Below are 18,406 nucleotides of genomic sequence, written 5' to 3' on the forward strand. Positions count from 1 at the left end.
ATGAGCTGGGCGGCAATATGATGCGGACTGGCGTTTCCATCGGCTGTGCACAGCCTATTTGCCCATGTTCCGCGTCTCGATCACGCCGCAATGGACCATCGAAGCCCCCGAAGGCCGCAGCCTCGGCGCTCGCGTGGTCGAACTGCTGGTGCAGGTCGCCGAGCAAGGCAGCCTGGCCCGCGCCTGCACGGCCTGCGGCCTCTCCTATCGCCATGCCTGGCAACTGCTGCGCGAGGGCGAATCGCTGTTCGGCCAGCCGCTGCTGGTGATGTCGCGCGGCAAGGGCTCCGAGCTCACGCCGCTGGGCGAGCGCCTGGTCTGGGCGCAGCGCCGCATCCAGGCGCGGCTGTCGCCGGCGCTGGATTCGCTGGCCTCGGAGCTGGGGGCCGAGATCGAGAAGCTGCTGGCCCCGCAGCCCGGCCGGCTGCGCATCCAGGCGAGCCACGGTTTCGCCGTCCAGGCGCTGCACGACTTCATGGCACGCGCCGGCGTGCCCCACGAGCTCAAGTACTGCGGCAGCGTCGAGGCCCTGGAGTCGCTGACCAACGGCCAGTGCGACATCGCCGGCTTCCACCTGCCACTGGGCGAGTTCGAGGCGGCCGCCATCGACCATTTCCGCCTGCGGCTCGATCCGGCGCGGCAACGGGTGATCCGCCTGGCGACCCGTCGCCAGGGTCTCATGACGCGACCGGGCAACCCGAAGAAGATCTACGGCGTCGAGGACCTCGCCCGCGCCGACGTGCGCTTCATCAACCGCCAGGCCGGTTCGGGCACGCGCTTCCTGCTCGACCTGATGCTGCAGGCCCGCGGCATCTCGCCGGCGGCGATCCGCGGCTACGAACAGTGCGAGTTCACCCACGCCGCGGTGGCGGCCTTCGTCGCCAGCGGCATGGCCGATGCGGGCATGGGCGTCGAGGTGCCGGCTCGCGAGTTCAAGCTCGAATTCATTCCCTTGCAGCGAGAGCGCTACTTTCTGCTCTGCCACGCCGAGCGCATCGACACGCCGGCCGTGCAGCAGGCACTGGGCATCCTGCGCAGCGCGGAGTACCGGCGCGCGGTCGATGCCCTGCCCGGCTACTCCACGGACGCCACGGGCAGCGTCGAGCCGCTGTCTTCCGTGCTCGGTGCCGGCGTGCCGGCGCGCAAGGCGGGCACACGTGCATGAGGACGGCAAAGGATCGTCATGACCGACACGAAGCGGCAACACGCCTCATCGGGCGCCGTAGCATGATCGTGCGATGAGTCGAGTGCAGGGCTGGTGTGCCGCCGTGGCGATCTTCCTGGCGGCGCCGGTGTGGGGCCAGGAAGCGATCGCGTGGCGCCTGCAGCGCGAGGATGCCGCCACTTCGACCAAGGTCTGGTCGGGCGAGCGGCCTGACGGCGTGCCGACCTTCCGCGCCACGACCGTCATCGAGGCGCGCCTGACATCGCTGGTCGCGGTGCTGCTGGACACCACGCGCGCTCCGGCCTGGGTCTATCGGCTGCGCGAGGCGGCGCTGCTGCGCACCGACGGGCCGACGCGCGGCGTGACGCTGGTGGTCACCTCCTCGCCGTTCCCGCTGAAGGACCGCGAATCGGTCGTGGCCTGGGACGTGGCGCAGGATCCGAACAGCCTGGCCGTGACCGTGATGTGCCGGCCCGCAGCGGACGCGCCGGCCGCTCGCAGCGACCGGGTCCGCATGTCGGTCTTCGAATCCCGCTGGGTCTTCACTCCGCGGGCCGATGGACGCGTCGAGGTGCTGTTCGAGGGCATGGGCGATCCGGGCGGCAACCTCGCGTTTCCGTTGCTTCGCCACTTCGCCAATGCCGCCGTATGGGAGGGACCGTGGCACACCATCCTGTCCTTGCACAAGATGGTGCGCGAGCCGCCCTTCCCCCAGGCGGAGCTGCCATTCATCCGCGAGCCTGCTCGCTGAGGAAGCGGCTGCACCCGATGCCGTCGGCGTGGACCCCGGCCAGGCGCAGGCATCGCCAGAGGCTGGCCTGGTTGGAGGTGATGACGGGCCGTTGCAGGTCCTGTTCCAGCCAGGCGACGGCCTCGTGGCACCGCAGGCCGCTGCCGCCGATGATCACCCCATCGGCGTCCGCAGGCATGGCACGGCGGACCTCTCGGTACACCTCCGCGGGCCGGACATCCCACTGCCCGCCGGCATCCCAGATGCGCCACGGCTCGACGCCCTCCCAGCGGGGGCCGCCGCTCAGCCTCAGCGTGGCCGCGGTCTCGATCCCGCATTCCGCCAGGTAGCTGCGAGCGGCCTGAGCAATCTCGGGCTTGAACCAGGGCGGCAGGACGAGCATGGGGCGCCGCATGCCGGCCTGTCGGGCCGCCACGACCAGCGCGTCGGAGGCCGAGACCACCGGCGCCCCCGCCCGCTCGCTGGCCTGGCGCATGAAGGCCTGGTCGAAGGCCGCTCCGCCGAAGAAGCCGCTGGTGACGAAACAGACGCACAGAGCGTCCAGCCGCATGCGGCCCAACTGGTCGAGGCCGCGGGCGATGTCCGGCGATTCGGCCACGGTACGTGCCGCGTCGCCGTACTCGCCGGAGCCCGGCAGGCGCGGGCTGGCGAAGCGCGCCGCGTTCAGCGAGACGCCGGCCGGCGCCATGGCCTGGAACTCGAATTCGGCCACCGGATCGGTGTCGATGACCAGCAGCCCCAGGCGGGCACGCGAACCCCAGCGGGGGTGGTCACCGGGCCCGGCTCCGCCGTGCGTCGTCAGATTCATCGCTGCTCGCCTGCCTTGACGGCCAGCGGCCGCGGCGCGGCGCCGCCGAAGCGCTTCTCCGCGACGCCCAGGCCGACCAGCACCAGGCCCACCCCCAGCCACATGTTCCAGGTCGTCTCGTCGTGGAGGCCGACCGAGCTGATCACCAGCGCGGCGACGGGGACGAGGTAGTTCACGGCCGAGGCGGTGGTCGCACCCAGTTCGCTGATGAGACGGAAGTACAAGACATAGCCGATGCCGGTGCCCAGGAAGCCCAGCACGACGGTGCTGACGATCACCGACGGCGTCCACACCGGCGTCTGCCAGGGCATGAAGGGCGTGATCAGCAATTGCTCGAACAGCGCCACCAGCAGCTGGGAGGCCGCCAGCACCAGCGGCGGCAGGCCTAGCGGCGACAGGAACTTGCGCACGTACACCGTCTGCGCGGCATAGCAGGTCGCCGCGGCCAGGACAGCGAGCTGCGCGCCGAGCTGGCCGCTGTCCGCTCGCCACGGCGAGATGACCAGCACCGTGCCGGCGAAGCCGATCACCATGCCCGCGAGCTTGCGCGAGTTGATGGTCTCGGTCGGCAGGATGATGCTGACGAAGGCCATGGTGACGAGCGGCAGGGCCGCGATGATGGTCCCGGCCATGGCGGCGCTGGTGTGCTGCTCGCCCCAGGCCAGCAGCAGGAACGGCGCCACCATGCCCAGCGCGGACGAGACCACGAAATGCCCCCAGACGGGCCCGAAGGCCGGCAGGCGCAGCGTGCGAGCGCGAGCCACCACCAGCAGCAGAAGGGCCCCCAGCAGCAAGCGGCCGAGCACCAGCTGCGACGGCGTGAGCCCGGCGAGGGAAAGCTTGATGAGGGTGTAGCTCGCGCCCCAGATGGCACCGAGCGAGAGGAAACGGGCGAGATTCGCGCTGTTCATGGATGAGACCTTCTCGAAGAAGAGGAAAGGGATGTCAGGCGAGCTCGACGGCCGGGATGCTGGCCAGGCCGTGCGCCACGGCGGCGTCGTCCAGCGAGTCGTCCTGCAGCCGGCCGGAAAGGTATTGCTCGTAGGCGGCCAGGTCGAAGTTGCCGTGGCCCGACAGGCCGAACAGGATGGTCTGCGCGCGGCCCTCGGCCTTGCAGCGCAGGGCCTCGTTGATGGCCGCGCGCAGGGCATGGGTGCTCTCCGGTGCCGGAACGATGCCTTCGGTGCGGGCGAAGAGCACGCCGGCCTCGAAGCAGTCGACCTGCCTGAGCGCGACGGCTTCCATGAAGCCTTCCTCGACCGCGCGGCTGATGACCGGGGCGATGTTGTGGGCCCGCAGGCCGCCAGCGTGGACGGCGGGCGGGATGAAGCGATGGCCCAGCGTGTGCATGCGGAACAGCGGCGTGAGCCGCATCGCGTCGGCGTAGTCGTAGGCGATGCGCCCGCGCGTGAGCGTCGGGCAGGCGGAAGGCTCGGCAGCGATCAGCCGCACCTTCGGCCCGCCGAGCTGCTGCGCCCGCAGGAAGGGGAAGGCCAGGCCCGCGAGGTTGCTGCCGCCACCCGCGCAGCCGATGACGATGTCGGGATACTCCTGCGCGATGTCCATCTGCCGGATGGCCTCCTGCCCGATGACGCTCTGGTGGGCGCAGACATAGTTCAGGCCGCTGCCGCGGGCATAGCCGAGGGTCTTGTCCGCCATGGCCAGCTCGAGCGCCTCCGACTTGGCGACGCCCAGGCTGCCAGGGTGGTCTGGCCGGTCGGCGAGGATGGACCGCCCCGCCCGGGTGGTGTCGCTCGGGCTGGGGATGCAGGTGGCGCCGTAGGTCTCCATCAACGAGCGTCGATAGGGCTTCTGCTGGTAGCTGACCCTGACCATGAAGACCTGCACGCTCATGTCGAACAGCGCTGCGGCATAGGCGACGGCACAGCCCCACTGGCCGGCACCGGTCTCCACGATGAGGCCGCGCTTGCCCGCGAGGTGGTTGTAGTAGGCCTGCGGCACCGAGGTGTTCGGCTTGAAGCTGCCGGTGGGCGCCACTGACTCGTTCTTGAAGTAGATGCGGGCCGGCGTCCCGAGCGCTTGCTCCAGGCGGCGCGCCCGGTGCAGCGGCGTCGGGCGCCATTGGCGATAGATCTCGCGCACGGCTTCGGGGATCTCGAAATCGCGCTCGACGCTGAGCTCCTGCTCGGCCAGCTCGGGCGCCATGCTCGACGTGAGCTCCTGGCGGCCCAGCGCCCGGCGGGTCGTGGAATCGAGGATGGGCGCCATCGAAGGCAGGTCGGCCGCGGGGTTCTGCCAGACGTGCGGGATGTCGCGCTCTTCGAGCAGGAATTTGGTCTTGTTCTTGTCGAATGACATGTCGGGTTCTCCTCAAGGCGCCGTCGGCGCCGATGCTTCAAAGGGTTGCGGGGCTTCGGATGCGAGGGATCCGGTGGTGGTCCGGTCCTGGCTGGCGAACAGCTTCGGATGGGCGTTGCGAATCCCGCCGGTCACCAGCTCGTAGGGGAAGTCGTCGAATTCGCCGTGGTGGTGGACGAACTCCATGTGGCGCCGGCCGTTCGAGTCGTAGGGGTGGTAGAGGCTGTCCGTGCGGCCGTCGAACTCCAGCGGCGAGATGCCGTAGAGACGGCACAGGATCTTGTTGAAGACGGGCGTGGCGCGGACCCATTGCCCGTCGACGAACACCGACGTCAGCGCGTGGAAGCGAAAGAGGTCGCCGCCCACCAGCTCGCGCAGGCGCTCCGAGGCCAGGTGGTTGCGCACGTCGGCGAGCACCAGCCGGCTGGGGATGCCAGCGGCGCGCGCTGCCGCCGCATAGACGACCGACTTGTGGATGCAGAAGCCGAAGCCTGCCCGCAGGATGGCGCTCGCCTTCAGTCCCTCGCGCGACAGGCTGGCGCCGTAGACCTCGTAGCGGATGCCGTCGCGAACGGCGTAGTACAGCTTGACCGCGCGCTCACGAGCGGATTCCTCGCCCGTCAGCGTCTGCTCGACCAGTCGCCTGACTTCGGCCGAGCCGGTGTCGAGGAACTCGGTGGCCTCCAGCAGCGACGGCGCCGCTGCATCGGTGGTGGTGATGCTCATATTCATGTCCTCCCGTGTTGTTTCATGGCAGACCCATCGTGCTGGCGATGCGGTTGCGCTGGATCTCCGAGGTGCCGGAGTAGATGCGCCCGCCGACCGCCTGCCGCAGGTCCTTCTCTAGCCCCATCTCGCTCATGTAGCCGCTGCCGCCGAAGATCTGCACGGCGGCCAGTGCCGACTTGAGGTTCTCTTCGCTCGTCACCAGCTTGGCGATGGCGATTTCGCGCGTGCAGTCCTCGCGGCGGATGAAGCGGTCGGCGGCCCGGTACAGCCACATGCGGGCCGTCTCGAGGCCGATCTGCATGTCGACCAGCTGGTGCGAGATCGACTGGTAGGCACCGATGGCCTGGCCGAACTGGCGGCGGCTCCTGGCCTGCTGGAGGCAACGCTCCAGGCGATGCGTCATCTCGCCCAGCGTCACGGCGAAGGAGCACAGGATCTCCCATTTCATGACGTGGTCGAGCACCAGGAAGCCGCTGCCCACCCGGCCCACGACCTCGGCGTCGGAGACGACGCAGTCATCGAGGAACAGCTCGGCCATCGGCGAAGTCTTGAACCCCATCTTGTCCATCGGCCGGCCGACCTGCAGGCCCGGGGTGTCCCGTGCCACGAGGAACGCGGTGATGCCCAGCGGCCCGGCGCTCGCATCGGTGCGGGCGTAGATGACGAACGCGCCGGCGATCGGGGCGTTGCTGACGAAGGTCTTGGAGCCCTTGAGGACCCAGTGCTCGCCTTCGCGGACGGCCCGGGTGCGCATCGCCAGGGCGTCCGAACCGCTGTCGGGCTCGGAGATGGCATGGGCGCCGATGAGCGAGCCGTCGACGATGCCCGGCAGGACGCGTTCCTGCAGGGCCTGCGAGCCGAAGCGCTGCACGGGTATTCCGGTGCTGACGAGGTGCGTGCTGGCCGAGAAGGCGAGCCCGCCGTCGCGGCAGGATTCGCCCAGCGCCTCGAACACGCCCATGGTGGTGACGAGGTCCAGGCCCAGGCCGCCGAAGCGCTCCTCGAGCGGCAGGCCGAACAGTCCTGAGCGCGCCAGCGTGGCCCAGTGGCCCGAGCTGAACTCGCCGGTGCGTTCGCGCGCCAGGTGGCCCTCGGACAGGGCCGCGCCGAGCTGGCGCATGGCTTCGCGCAGCTCCTGCTGCACGCCATTCCACCTGAGCCAGGCTGGCGGGTTGTCTCGCGTCTGGGGCACCTCAGTTCCCTGCCGGCGCCAAGGCGCTCGCGTGCCGATCGACGAAGGCGGCGATCGACTCGACGCTGCGGAAGTACTCGGGCTTGAGTTCGATCCGGTCCATGTCGATGCCGAAGCGCTGCTGCAGCCAGGTGACGACGGACAACAGGCTCAGGCTGTCGATGACCCCGCCGTCGTGCAGGTCGTAGTCGTCCGCCAGTTCGGCCGGATCGGTGTCGGGCACGAATTCACTGACGATGAAGGCGCGGATGAGATCTTTCATGCGGGTTGGACCATGGGTTGGGTGGGTCGTGCTTCTTCGTTCAGCCGGATGACGAGGGCCTTCACGGCCCGCCGGTCGGGCTTGCCGTTGGCATTGCGCGGGATGGGCGCCTCGGTGAAGAAGAAGCGGGAGGGGACACTGGCCGGGGCGAGTCGCCCGGCACAGTGCTTCTTGAGCTTCAGGCTGTTCAGGGCGCTGCCGTCGGCGCGGTGCACCAGGGCCACCAGCACGGCCCCGAGATCGCCGGTGTCGACGGTGGTCGCGACGGCGGCCACCACGTCGGGGTGAGCGGCCAGCGCAGCCTCCACCTCCGGCAGCAGCACCCGCTGGCCGCGGACCTTGACCTGGTGGTCGGCGCGACCCTCCAGGGTCAGCCGGCCGTCCGGATGGCGGCGGACCAGGTCCCCGCTGCGGAAGTAGCGTGTCGGCCCGGACGTGCCTTGGTGATCGACGAATTTCTCGTGCGGACCGAGCAGGTAGCCGCCCGACTGGAAGGGCGTGCTGACGAAGAGCTCCGCCACGCCGGGACCGGACAGCACACCCTCGTCCTTCGCCAGGAACCACCGCACGCCGGGCAGGGGCTCGCCCAGCGGCATCGGACCCGTGGCGCCGGCCGAGACCTCGTGGATGAAACTGTCGTTCGTCTCGGTGCAGCCGTAGACGTTGTACAGCCGGGCCGACGGGAGCAGTTCAGGCAGCCTGAGCAGGCAGTCCGCCCGCATCACGTCGCCGGTGAAGATCGCGTGCTCCACGCTGGACAAGGGCGAGCTCGCCTGCGCCTTGGCCAGCAGCTCGTACAGCAGGGGCACGCCCTGGACGACGTGCACCGCGTGGGCCTCGATCACGCCGTGCAGCTGGCGCGGGTCCGCAGCCGCTTCGCGCTCGACGAGGACCACGCTGCCCCCCAGCAGCAAGGTCGACCAGACCTCGAGCAGGCTGAGGTCGAAGTTCATCGGTGCGTAGCTCAGCACGCGGCGGCCGGGGCCGACCCGGAAGCGCTCATGGACCCAGTCGGCGAACTGCGTCACCGCTGATGCGCCTATGGGCGCCACCTTCGGCGAGCCGGTGGAGCCCGAGGTCGTGAACAGGAAGACGGTCGATCCATCCATGACCGGCGCCGGTCCCGTCTCGTTGACCGGGGTCAGGGCGGCCCAGGCGTCACCGGCCCATCCGACCCGGCTGCCGGCCGCTGCAGCGAAGCGGGCTGCCTCCTGTTCGCTCGCGGTGGCGGCGTGGAAGAGCACGGCGCGGCCGGCGCTCAGCGCGCCGAGCACGGCGGCAATCGCGGGCGGGGTGGCACGCCCCGAAAGACACACCGGCCCGGCGGGCCAGCGAGCGAGTTCGCTGGCCCACCGGTCGGCCATTCCTTCGAGCGTGCCGTAGGAGACCGCCTCGCCGCGCCACCACAGGGCTGGCGCCGAGGCGTGCGTCCTGGCCTGCTGCCGGAAGCGGCGCATCAACTCTTCGATCGTCATTGGACGAGCTCCTTCATGCCCGCCGGATTCCGGCGGACGCAATGACCGAGCGCCCCGAGCAGCCGAGGCGGACGAATGGGGTCAGGCGCGCTCAAGCAAAGGAGGCTTGCCACTTTTGAATGTGGCTTTGCCGCTTTGCTTGAAGCCCCCTTGGGGGGCGGGTTGGGCGCAGCCCGGCCCTGGGGGCGCTCTCAAGCAAATGTGGCTTGGCCACTTTGCTTGAACCCCCTCGGGGGGCGGGCCAGGCGCAGCCCGGCCCTGGGGGCCTTCAATAAGCCGACCCGTCCGGATCCCGCAGGTTGTGCCGCTCGTCCCCCTTCAGCGGAGGGTTGAAGACACTCACCAGGATCAGGTCGGTGGCCTTGCCGCCGCGCAGGACGTGGCGGTCGTGCTTGTCCAGCACGTAGATGTCGCCGGGCTGGATGGGGAACACATTGCCCTCCATGTCCTCGACCTCGCCCTCGCCGGCGATGCAGTAGCACGCCTCGAGGTGGTTGCGGTACTGCAGCAGGGATTCGGTCCCTGCACGGACCACGGTGTGGCACACCGTGAAACCCATGCCGTCACGGCTGGTCAGCAGGCGATGGCTGGTGCCCGCGCCCCATTCGACGCACAGGCCATCCGCCTCTACGTCCGCAAGAGACTTCACAAACACAAGAATTCCTCCGAGCTGTCTGTACGTCAATCCATCGCCCGAGCGAGCACACGGGCGTGCGCAAGCAGCGGCCACACCGCGCTCAGCGATGTGCCGCGGGCCAGGAGGCCCGGCGATGGACGTGCTTTGTGTTTGCGCCTGACTGGTCTTGAAACGCTCTCTCGGGAAGAGCCACCACTCTGTATCTTGCTAGTTATGCGTCAAGCTGCCGAGTTACTTTAACAGTCAAGCATCGACCCATCAAGTGGATGCGAACTGGGCCTTGTGCAAGCGCGCATAGGCGCCGCCACGCGCCAGCAGCTCGGCATGCCTGCCCTGCTCGACGATGCGGCCTTCGTCGAGCACGACGATGAGGTCGGCGTGCTCTATGGTGGACATGCGGTGGGCGATGATGAGGGTGGTGCGGCCGGCCATCAGTTCGGGCAGCGCCTGTTGCACCTGGCGCTCGCTCTCGTTGTCCAGCGCGGAGGTGGCCTCGTCGAGGATGAGCAGCGGCGCATCCTTGAGGAAGGCGCGGGCGATGGCGATGCGCTGGCGCTGGCCGCCCGAGAGGTTCAGGCCGTTCTCGCCGCACGGCGTGTCCAGGCCCTGGGGCGCTCGTTCGATGAACTCCCAGGCATGGGCCGCGCGGGCGGCGCGCTCGATGGCCCCGCGCGAAACGCCCGGCCGGCCGTAGGCGATGTTCGCCGCCAGCGTGTCGTCGAACAGCACGACCTGCTGGCCCACCAGCGCCAGCTGCGCGCGCCAGTCGGCCAGCGGCAGGGCGTCGATCGGGGCGTCGCCCCACAGGATCTGGCCGCTCTCGGGCAGGTAGAAGCGCGCCAGCAGGTTGGTGACGGTGGACTTGCCGCTGCCCGAGGCGCCGACCAGCGCCACCGTCTGCCCGGGCCGCAGCACGAGGTTGAAGTCGGCCAGCGCGGGCTTGGGCTGGCCGGGGTAGCTGAAGCCGACGTGGCGGAACACCAGCGGCTCGGCCTCGCGGTGCTGCAGCGGCGCCGCCAAGGCCCCGGCGGGTTGCTCGGGCTCTATGGGCTCGTCGAGCAGCGCGAAGATGGCCTGCGCGGCGGCCAGGCCGCTCTGGATCGTCGAGTTGACGTTGGTGAGGCGGCGGATCGGCTCGAACAGCATCGACATCGCGGTCACGAAGCTGACGAACTCGCCGGGGGTGAGCATGTCCTTGGCCGACAGCGTGGTGACGACGAGGATGATCCCCGACACGGCCGCGGCCGCCAGCACCTGCACCAGCGGCACGTTGGCCGCCTGCACGCGCACCGTGCGCATGGTGGCCTTGCGCAGCTTCTCGGCCAGGGCGTTGAAGCGGCTGGCCTCGTAGTCGCGCGCGCCGAAGATCTTGATCTCCTTCACCCCGACCAGGCTCGATTCGACCAGGCCGGCCATCTGCCCGGTGAGCTGCTGCTGCAGCTGGTTCGAGCCGCGCAGCTTGCGGCTGGCGCCGCGGATGATGAAGGCCACCGCCGGCGCGACGACGACGATCAGCAGCGTCAACTGCCAGGCGGTGTAGAGCAGGTAGGCGGTGAGGCCCACGATGATCAGCGAATCCCGCACGACGATGATCCAGGCATTGGACAGGGCCTGGCCCACCTGGGGGATGTCGTAGAGCACGCGCGAGAGCATGCGGCCGTGGGTCTGCGACTGATGGGTCGACAGGGGCAGGCCGGTCTGGTGGTGGAAGACCTGCTGGCGCAGGTCGGTGATGGCGCGCTGCGCCACCCACTGGCTGGCCACGTTGGCCGCGTACTCGGCCAGTCCCTTGACGATGAAGGCCAGCAGCAGGAAGGCCGGCAGCCGCCAGCCGGCGGTCGGGTTCTTGGCGATCAGGCCGTCGTCGATGAGGCGCTTGAGCAGCCCCGGCATCACCGGCTCCAGCGAGGCCGCCACCGCCATCGCTGCCAGGGAGATGGCCACCACCTGCCAGTAGGGCCGGGTGTAGCCGAGCAGGCGCCGGTAGATCTGCAGGCCTTGCTTCATTCGCGGTGCAGGACCTTGTCGAGGAACCAGTCGCCGATGCCGTTCTCCTTGCGCAGGCGGTGGAAGTCCTCGTGCAGCGGGACCTTCTCGTAGCGGGTGTGGACCCACTCGAGAAAGCTCATCGGCTCGGTCGCGCTTTCGGCCAGGTAGCGCGAGAAGAAGTAGTCGAGCACGGCCGTCTGGCCGAAGTTGAAGTGCCCGTAGCGCCAGCCCAGCTCGCGCCTGGCCTCTTCGATGGGCACGCCCATGCGGAAGTGCCGGTACAGCACCGAGCCGAGGCCGGCGCGGTCGGCTCCTGACTTGCAATGCATGAGCGCCGGGTACTCGATCGAGTCGAACAGCGCCTGGGTCGCGTCGATGGTCGCCACCGTCGGCGGCTGGCGCGAGTACATGCGGTGGTCGACGAGCGTGATGCCCAGCTCGCGGCAGGCCTCGGCCTCCATCGCGTAGGACCCGTAGCCATGCTCGCCGCGCAGGTTGACGATGGTCTTGATGCCCAGTTGGTCGCGGTAGGCGCGGATCTGGGCCGGGCTCGGCTGCGACAGGCGGTACATGCCGCCGCCCAGGTCGTGGAAGTTGTTGTAGACCGCACGCACGAAGCCATGGTCCACCAGGTGCATGCTCAGCCAGGCCCGAAGCCGGCCGAGGCGGGTGGAGAGGTTCTGGGGCATCGAGCGGAAGGGGTGGCGGCCGGCAAGCTGCCGCGCAGGGCCTGGGGACAACCCGGGGATTCTAGGTGGCGGCCCGCGGGCTAACGCCGGTTCGCGTAGTCCTGCTCGCTCACCGGGCCCAGCTCGCGGTCGGCGTAGACCGCTCCGGTCGCCGCGTCCATCCGGGCCGGCCCCGCGGCCGTGCGGTAGCGCAGGTGGCGGGTCGAGCCGGGAGTGAGCTGCAGGCTGTACTTCAGCGGCTCCTGGCGGGCACTGCCGATCAGCTTCGTCTCGGGGCGCACGCTGAGTTCGTGCACGCCGGGCGCGACCTTGAGCAGCAGTTCTTCGTTCGCGTTGAGGCGGCCCACGGACGCGCCATCGAGGTACACGTTGTGGTTGGTGAAGTCGTCGCCCGGGTCGCCGAGGTGGACGCGGTACAGCACCAGCGTCGCCGCCGTCGAGGCGTCGGCCATGGGGGCGGGCTTCGGGGACGGGCCCATGAGGCTGCAGCCGGCCGCCAGCGTGGCCGCGGCGAGGATCGCCAGGAAACGGAATCGGGTCTTCATCGCTTGATTGTCCTCGGACCTTTCGGCGCGCACGGGGCCGAACGCGCGCTCATCAGTGCAGCTTCAGCCGCCCCGACACCCGCCGCTGCAGCAGCCGGGCCAGGGCCAGCACGAAGGTGCCGCCGGCGCCCAGGATGGCGCGGTGGTGCATCAGGTGAAGCGACATGTACATCCACTTGGCGATCAGGCCTTCGACGAAGAAGTTGCGCCCCGCCAGGCCGCCCATCAGGTTGCCCACGCCCTTGTTCTCGCCCAGCGACACCAGCGAGCCGAAGTCGCGGTAGACGTATCGGCCGTTGCCCGGCTCGCGCTCGTGCAGAAGGCACTTCAGCACGCCGAGCAGGAAGCTCGCCTGCTGGTGCGCGGCCTGCGCGCGGGCCGGCACCAGCTTGCCCTCGACCCAGGGGCAGGCGGCGCAATCGCCGAGGGCGTAGACGCCAGCGGCCGAAGTCTCCAGCTTCTCGTTGACCACGAACTGGTTGGACCGCGTGGTGGCCAGACCGAAGCCGGCGTTGGCCTCGGCAGCCTTGATGCCCGCCGCCCAGACGATGAGGTCGGCCGGGATCTCGCCCTGGTCGGTGACCAGCCGGTCGGGCTGCAGCGCCTGCACCTTGGTGTTGGTCATCACCCGCACCTGCTTTCGCTCCAGGGCCGTCTTGGCCTGGGCGGAAATGCGATCCGGCAGTCCGGCCAGGATGCGCGGCGCGGCCTCGACGATGGTCAGGTCGAGCCGGAAGGCCTGCTCGGCGTCCAGGCTGGCCAGCGTCTCCTGGTGGGCCTCGATCAGCTCGGCCGAAAGCTCCACGCCGGTCGCGCCGCCGCCCACGATGGCGATGCCCAGCCGCTTGTCGGCGGCGAAGGCGCTGCGCGTGAAGGCGGCCTGCAGGTGGCGGCGGAAGCGCTCGGCATCGGCGGCCTGCTCCAGCACATAGGCATGCTCGGCGCCGGGCGTGCCGAAGAAGTTGGAGCCGCTGCCCACGGCCAGCACCAGCCAGCGGTAGGACAGCTGCCGCTCGGGCACGAGGAGCTTGCCCTCCTCGTCGTGCATCGCGCCGAGCTTGAGCGTGCGCGCAGCCGTGTCGAGCCCGCGCAACTCGCCCAGCGAGAAGCTGAAGTGGTTGCGACGGGCGAGCACGGTGTAGCTCAGGCCCTCCTGGTGCGAATCCAGCGTGCCGGCGGCCACCTCGTGCAGCGTCGGCTTCCAGATGTGGAAGACCGAGCGGTCCACCAGCATCACGCGGCGCGGGCCGCTCCTGCGCCCCAGGGCGCGCCCCAGGCGGGACGCCAGCTCCAGACCGCCGGCGCCCCCGCCGACCACCACCACGTCATGGTGCATTCGCCCTCCTGCCGCTCTCATTGCAAGTCACAGGCCGGATGCTAACGTGCGCGGCTTCCTGACCTGCCGATCGCCCATGAAGCCAGCCCTCCCGAAACCGCCCCGCCAGGCGGGCCTGGACACCCTGCGCGCGCTGGCGATCGTCCTGGTCTTCCTCTACCACTACCAGGTCTTCGTGAGCCATGCGCCGACCTTCGGCTGGCTGGGCAACGTCGGCTGGACGGGGGTGGACCTGTTCTTCGTGCTGAGCGGCTACCTCATCGGCCAGCAGGTGTTCTCGGGGCTGGCGCGCGGGCAGCGGCTGTCGGTGCCGGCCTTCTACGCGCGGCGCCTGCTGCGCACCATGCCCGCCTTCTGGGTGGTGCTGGCGCTGTACTTCCTCTTCCCGGCGGTGATGGGCGGCAAGACGCCGCCGCCGTTGTGGCGCTTCCTGACCTTCACCCAGAACTGGGGCCTGCAGCCGGGCACGGCGTTCTCGCACGCCTGGTCGCTGTGCATCGAGGAGCAGTTCTACCTGCTGCTGCCGCTGGTCGTCTGGGCCGGGCTGCGGGCGGCCGCGGCCTGGGGACTGACGGTGCGCAGCGCGTGGACGCTGATCGCCCTCGGCACCCTGGCCGCGATGGCCTGGCGCGGCTGGCTGTGGCTGCAGTTCGGCCGAGAGGTCGCGGCGGGCGGCGCGGGCACGCAGGGCTACTACTCCGTCGCCTACTACGGCACGCTGGCCCGCATCGACGAGTTCCTGCCCGGGCTGGCGGTGGCGCTGTGGCGCGAGAAGCACCCGCTGAGCTGGACGCACTTCACGTCCGCCACGCGCACCTGGCTCGTCGCCGGCGTGCTCGCCGTGGGCCTGGCCTGGTGGGGCGTGGAGGGGCACTACTACGTCGAGGGCTACGGCTACGGCCCGTTCATGACCATCGCCGGCTACTCGCTGATCGCCTGGGCCTACGCCGTGCTGCTCGTGGGCGCGGTGGCCTTCGATTCACCGCTGCGCGAGGCGCGCGTGCCGGGGGCGAAGCTGCTGGCCGCGACGTCGTACTCGGTCTATCTCACGCACAAGGCCGTGGCCGTCAACGTGGCGGCCGCATGGACGGCCCTCGGCTGGCCGGAGCCGCTTCGCATCGCCGCCGTCGCGCTGGCCTGCCTGGTCGTGGGCTGGATGCTGTACGGGCTGGTCGAGAAGCCGGTGATGCGCTGGCGCGACCGGGTGGTGCCGACGCTGTTCCCGGCGCCGGCCGGGGCCGACACGCGGGTGCTCGCCGGGGAATCGAAGTTCTAGCAGTGCAGCGGGCTGCGGTGCCCACCGGCGCAGCCGTCTGCCGAGTGAACCTCGGTCTGGGCCGGGCGCGGGCCGGCCGAACGGGCGACGAGTGCCGGCGTCCCGGCGTGCCGCGCGATGGCCACGCTGGTCATCACGAGGGCGCATGCGGCGGCAACGCCGAACCAGGCCATGCGGCCCTCGCGGGCTTCGCGATGACGCTGCCAGTGGCGGGCCTGGGACCAGGCCCAGAACCAGGGGTACAAGGCGGCGGACACGAGCCGCACGAGAAGCCAGACCAGGGGGCCGCCGACGGGGCCGATGGCACTGGAGAGCAGGCCCCTCAGGGCATCGCGCTCGGAAGAAGCTGGAATCACGACACTGCGGTTCGACGCGGGCTGGGAAGCTTAAGGGCCGGCGCGTCGGATGACCAGGGCCGGACACCTGTTCCCTGTCGGAAAACTAATGGGCTGCAGCGGCTGTTCAGCGCGTGCCGCCGCGCCGTGAGGTAGCGCACGGGTTCGCGGACTTCCGGCGGGCCGGGCGGGATGATCATCCCGCCATCATGTTTGAAGCGCCGTGCTGCGACACCATGGCCGCATGCCACATTTCCATCGCATGCGGGCCGCGTCCCGCCGGGGCCGGTCGACCGCGCGCCAATTCGGGCTCGTGATAGGGCTGGGTGTTCTGATGCACGCCGCCACGGCGCAGGAGGCGGAGATCCGCAAGGCGTTGGCCGCGCGGCTGCCGCCGTCCACCGTCGTCGACGAAGTGACACCTTCGCCCATTGCCGGTCTCTATGAGGTGCGTTCCGGGGTGTCGGTCTTCTATACCGACTCGCATGGCGATTACGTCATTCGCGGCGAGATGCTCGACACCCGCACGCGCATGAACTTGACGGAGGCCCGAATCGCCAAGATCTCGAAGGTCGACTTCTCCACCTTGCCGCTGCGGGACGCCGTCGTGTCCATCCGCGGCAGCGGTACGCGCAAGGTCGCGGTCTTCGCCGACCCTGAATGCCCGTTCTGCAAGGAGTTGGAAAGCATGCTGCAGGAGCGGGATGACGTCACCGTCTATACCTTCCTCATGCCGATCCTGGGGCCAGGCTCAGTGGACAAGGCCAAGGCGATCTGGTGCGACCCGGACAGGGGCGCGGCCTGGGGGGCCTGGATGCGCGAGGGCAAATTGCCGGTCGCACGGCCAGACTGCGACACGGGCGCGCTGGATCGCAACCTCCTTCTTCGCAACAAGCTCGCGATCCGGGGCACGCCGACGCTCGTCTTCGAGAACGGCACCAGGACGAGTGGTGCACTCAGCGCCGTGAAATTGGAACGTGAATTGGGATTGCAGGGGCCCGCGGCAAAACCATAGCCGACGGGTCACGTTTCCATCATGCCTCGCCGCGGGCCCATAAATACGATGAACTCGCTCGGACAACGCGAACACGACCGCGCAAAGCCGAAGCTGTTCGAGCGACCCACCCGTAACCATCGAGGACTTGTGCGAGCCATGAATCAAGGGTATTTGCTTTCGAATTGGCGCTGGAGTGCCGCGGGCACTGCGCGTATCGCCATGTTGGCCGCCGGCTTGTCCGTCGCAGGGGCCGCCAGCGCTGCCAACTGCAGCGACCCTCCGGTAAGCGGCAACAAGTACTACGTCGTCAACAAGGACAGCGGCCTGCAGATGGATGTGGGCGGGGCCTCGACGGCCAACGCGGCGACCGTCCTGCAGTGGAACGGCGGCGGGCAGGCCAACCAGCAGTGGACCCTGACCGAGTTGAGCAAGGGGATCTGGACAATGGTCGCGGCCCACAGCAGCTCGGCGCTCGACCTGTATGGCTGGGACAGCAGCGAGGACGCCCCCATCAAGCAGTGGAGCTACACGGGCAACTCCAACCAGCAGTGGCTGCTCACCGCGAACGGCGACGCCTACAACATCACATCGAACTTCTCGAAGAAGCTGCTGACGGTCGCCGACAAGAGCGCAGGCACTGCACTGAAGCAGCACTCCAAGGGCTCCGGGCTGCAGAACTGGTACTTCAACCCTGTGGACGGTGGCTGCGGCAAGAGCGGCAGCACGACCGGATCCTTCGGCAGCTTCATGGGTCACACCAAGATCCTCATCGGCGGCGCGCTCGATGACGCCACCCGGAAGGCCGCGACGTTCGACGTGACCTACCAGTACATCCACAGCCTCTCCGCGCCGTACGAGGCGTGCTACGAGAAGTGCTACCAGGGGTGTACTTCGGACGCGCGACCCTGGTGGGGTTGTTGGGGCGCTGGCGAATGGGACTGGACGTCCGGCCAGCAGATCACCAATACGAACAAGTACGCGAAAGCGAACTCGGCGAACTCGGCGGGCACCCCCCTGATCCAGGAGTTCACCTGGTATTCGGGAGCGCAGCTCGGAGAGGCGCAAGGCGCGCTGGAGAAGCAGTACTCCGGCACCGACGGTCACGCGAATCCCACGGGCGGCATCAACAACGGGCCGCTGTTGAAGGGCTACATGGACGACTACCGGTTCTTCCTGAAGAAGATCGGCACGAACCAGAACATCATCCACCTGGAGCCTGACTTCTGGGGCTTCATCCGCGTCCAGAGCGGCGACCATCCCAACGACCCGCACTACGTTCCGGCCCAGGTGCAGTCGGCCAATCCGACCGATTGCGCGTACGAGGAGAACAGCGCGGCGGGCCTGGCGAGCTGCCTGATCAAGATGGCCCGCACGTATGCGCCCAAGGCCGTGGTGGGGCTGCACCTGACCTGCTGGGACTGGTTCGAAGACGACACCGCGACGCGGGGCCCGAAGGCCTGCCTGAAGTACTACCAGGGGCTGGGTGCCGGCAAGGGCGACTTCCTCGCGACCGATGTGACCGACCGCGACGCCGCGTGGGCCGTGCTGACCTACGGCGACCATTCCTACGAGTGGGATGACGCGAAGTGGAAGAAGTACATCGCCTTTCTGAAGCTGGTGACCGAAGGCGTCGGCAAGCCCATCGAGCTCTGGCAGGTTCCCCTGGGCAACGCCAACATGACCAACTGGAACAACCACTGGAAGGACGACAAGGTCTTGAACGTCTTCAACCGGATGAACGACCTGGCGAACGCCCACGTGATCGCGGTCCAGTTCGGTTGCGGCGACACGTACCAGACCTGCGTCGGCAACGATGGCGACTACATGCTCAACCTTGCTAAGCGGTACTACGCCAACGGCGGCGTGTCGATGAAGTGACACACCGGCTGTCCCGGCGGTGC

18 protein-coding genes are annotated in these 18,406 nt (G+C 69.1%); 5 read left to right on the forward strand and 13 right to left on the reverse strand.

Annotated features, from left to right (window positions below):
- The first annotated feature begins 64 nt into the window (after positions 1-64).
- Together ACS5PM_RS14435 and ACS5PM_RS14440 are read left to right on the forward strand one after the other, a co-directional pair.
- A complete protein-coding gene (locus ACS5PM_RS14435; protein WP_439388339.1) occupies positions 65-1,165 on the forward strand; it encodes a substrate-binding domain-containing protein in 1,101 nt (366 codons plus the stop codon).
- A 73-nt stretch (positions 1,166-1,238) separates the two neighbouring features.
- Entirely contained in the window at positions 1,239-1,916 is a 678-nt protein-coding gene (locus tag ACS5PM_RS14440; protein WP_439388340.1) for an SRPBCC family protein, read from the forward strand.
- On the opposite strand, the gene ACS5PM_RS14445 is transcribed toward ACS5PM_RS14440, so the two are convergent.
- From ACS5PM_RS14445 to ACS5PM_RS14500, 12 genes are all read right to left on the reverse strand, one after another.
- Positions 1,894-2,724 carry a maleate cis-trans isomerase family protein gene (locus ACS5PM_RS14445; protein ID WP_439388341.1) on the reverse strand — a complete coding sequence of 277 codons (831 nt, stop codon included), beginning with the start codon at positions 2,722-2,724 and terminating at the stop codon, positions 1,894-1,896. The genes ACS5PM_RS14440 and ACS5PM_RS14445 overlap by 23 nt on opposite strands.
- Positions 2,721-3,635, reverse strand: a complete 915-nt coding sequence (locus tag ACS5PM_RS14450; protein ID WP_439388342.1) for a DMT family transporter — start codon at positions 3,633-3,635, stop codon at positions 2,721-2,723. Before ACS5PM_RS14450 ends, ACS5PM_RS14445 begins: the two co-directional genes overlap by 4 nt.
- Before the next feature lie 34 nt (positions 3,636-3,669).
- Complete coding sequence (locus tag ACS5PM_RS14455; protein WP_439388343.1) at positions 3,670-5,043, reverse strand: TrpB-like pyridoxal phosphate-dependent enzyme; 1,374 nt, start codon at positions 5,041-5,043, stop codon at positions 3,670-3,672.
- A 12-nt stretch (positions 5,044-5,055) separates the two neighbouring features.
- The gene (locus tag ACS5PM_RS14460; protein WP_439388344.1) at positions 5,056-5,769 is read right to left on the reverse strand and encodes a transglutaminase-like domain-containing protein; all 714 of its coding nucleotides are present in this window, start codon (positions 5,767-5,769) and stop codon (positions 5,056-5,058) included.
- Positions 5,770-5,791: 22 nt separating this feature from the next.
- The gene (locus ACS5PM_RS14465; RefSeq protein WP_439388345.1) at positions 5,792-6,964 is read right to left on the reverse strand and encodes an acyl-CoA dehydrogenase family protein; all 1,173 of its coding nucleotides are present in this window, start codon (positions 6,962-6,964) and stop codon (positions 5,792-5,794) included.
- 1 nt (position 6,965) lies between these two features.
- Positions 6,966-7,226 (reverse strand): acyl carrier protein, encoded by a 261-nt coding sequence (locus ACS5PM_RS14470; protein WP_439388346.1) that lies wholly within the window; start codon positions 7,224-7,226, stop codon positions 6,966-6,968.
- Positions 7,223-8,701 (reverse strand): AMP-binding protein, encoded by a 1,479-nt coding sequence (locus ACS5PM_RS14475; RefSeq protein ID WP_439388347.1) that lies wholly within the window; start codon positions 8,699-8,701, stop codon positions 7,223-7,225. The genes ACS5PM_RS14470 and ACS5PM_RS14475 overlap by 4 nt, the downstream gene beginning before the upstream one ends.
- A gap of 268 nt (positions 8,702-8,969) precedes the next feature.
- Positions 8,970-9,350, reverse strand: a complete 381-nt coding sequence (locus tag ACS5PM_RS14480) for an ectoine synthase (protein WP_439388348.1) — start codon at positions 9,348-9,350, stop codon at positions 8,970-8,972.
- Between the two features lie 246 nt (positions 9,351-9,596).
- Complete coding sequence (gene msbA / locus ACS5PM_RS14485) at positions 9,597-11,345, reverse strand: lipid A export permease/ATP-binding protein MsbA (RefSeq protein WP_439388349.1); 1,749 nt, start codon at positions 11,343-11,345, stop codon at positions 9,597-9,599.
- Positions 11,342-12,067 carry a protein-tyrosine phosphatase family protein gene (locus ACS5PM_RS14490; RefSeq protein ID WP_439388350.1) on the reverse strand — a complete coding sequence of 242 codons (726 nt, stop codon included), beginning with the start codon at positions 12,065-12,067 and terminating at the stop codon, positions 11,342-11,344. Before ACS5PM_RS14490 ends, msbA begins: the two co-directional genes overlap by 4 nt.
- A 29-nt stretch (positions 12,068-12,096) precedes the next feature.
- Positions 12,097-12,561, reverse strand: a complete 465-nt coding sequence (locus ACS5PM_RS14495) for a hypothetical protein (protein WP_439388351.1) — start codon at positions 12,559-12,561, stop codon at positions 12,097-12,099.
- A 52-nt stretch (positions 12,562-12,613) separates the two neighbouring features.
- On the reverse strand, positions 12,614-13,897 hold the full coding sequence (locus tag ACS5PM_RS14500; protein WP_439388352.1) for an NAD(P)/FAD-dependent oxidoreductase: 1,284 nt from the start codon (positions 13,895-13,897) through the stop codon (positions 12,614-12,616).
- Between the two features lie 76 nt (positions 13,898-13,973).
- Between ACS5PM_RS14500 and ACS5PM_RS14505 the strand changes: the two genes are divergently transcribed.
- Positions 13,974-15,173, forward strand: a complete 1,200-nt coding sequence (locus ACS5PM_RS14505) for an acyltransferase family protein (protein ID WP_439388353.1) — start codon at positions 13,974-13,976, stop codon at positions 15,171-15,173.
- Here ACS5PM_RS14505 and ACS5PM_RS14510 read toward each other — a convergent pair.
- Positions 15,170-15,529 carry a hypothetical protein gene (locus ACS5PM_RS14510; protein ID WP_439388354.1) on the reverse strand — a complete coding sequence of 120 codons (360 nt, stop codon included), beginning with the start codon at positions 15,527-15,529 and terminating at the stop codon, positions 15,170-15,172. The two genes, ACS5PM_RS14505 and ACS5PM_RS14510, sit on opposite strands and share 4 nt — an antisense overlap.
- 313 nt (positions 15,530-15,842) lie before the next feature.
- Here ACS5PM_RS14510 and ACS5PM_RS14515 point away from each other — a divergent pair, with 313 nt between their 5' ends.
- Positions 15,843-16,523 carry a DsbC family protein gene (locus tag ACS5PM_RS14515; RefSeq protein ID WP_439388355.1) on the forward strand — a complete coding sequence of 227 codons (681 nt, stop codon included), beginning with the start codon at positions 15,843-15,845 and terminating at the stop codon, positions 16,521-16,523.
- 138 nt (positions 16,524-16,661) lie between these two features.
- The gene (locus tag ACS5PM_RS14520) at positions 16,662-18,383 is read left to right on the forward strand and encodes an RICIN domain-containing protein (protein ID WP_439388356.1); all 1,722 of its coding nucleotides are present in this window, start codon (positions 16,662-16,664) and stop codon (positions 18,381-18,383) included.
- Positions 18,384-18,406: the final 23 nt, after the last annotated feature.

Source organism: Ideonella flava, assembly GCF_051857595.1.
GTDB lineage: Bacteria > Pseudomonadota > Gammaproteobacteria > Burkholderiales > Burkholderiaceae_C > Ideonella.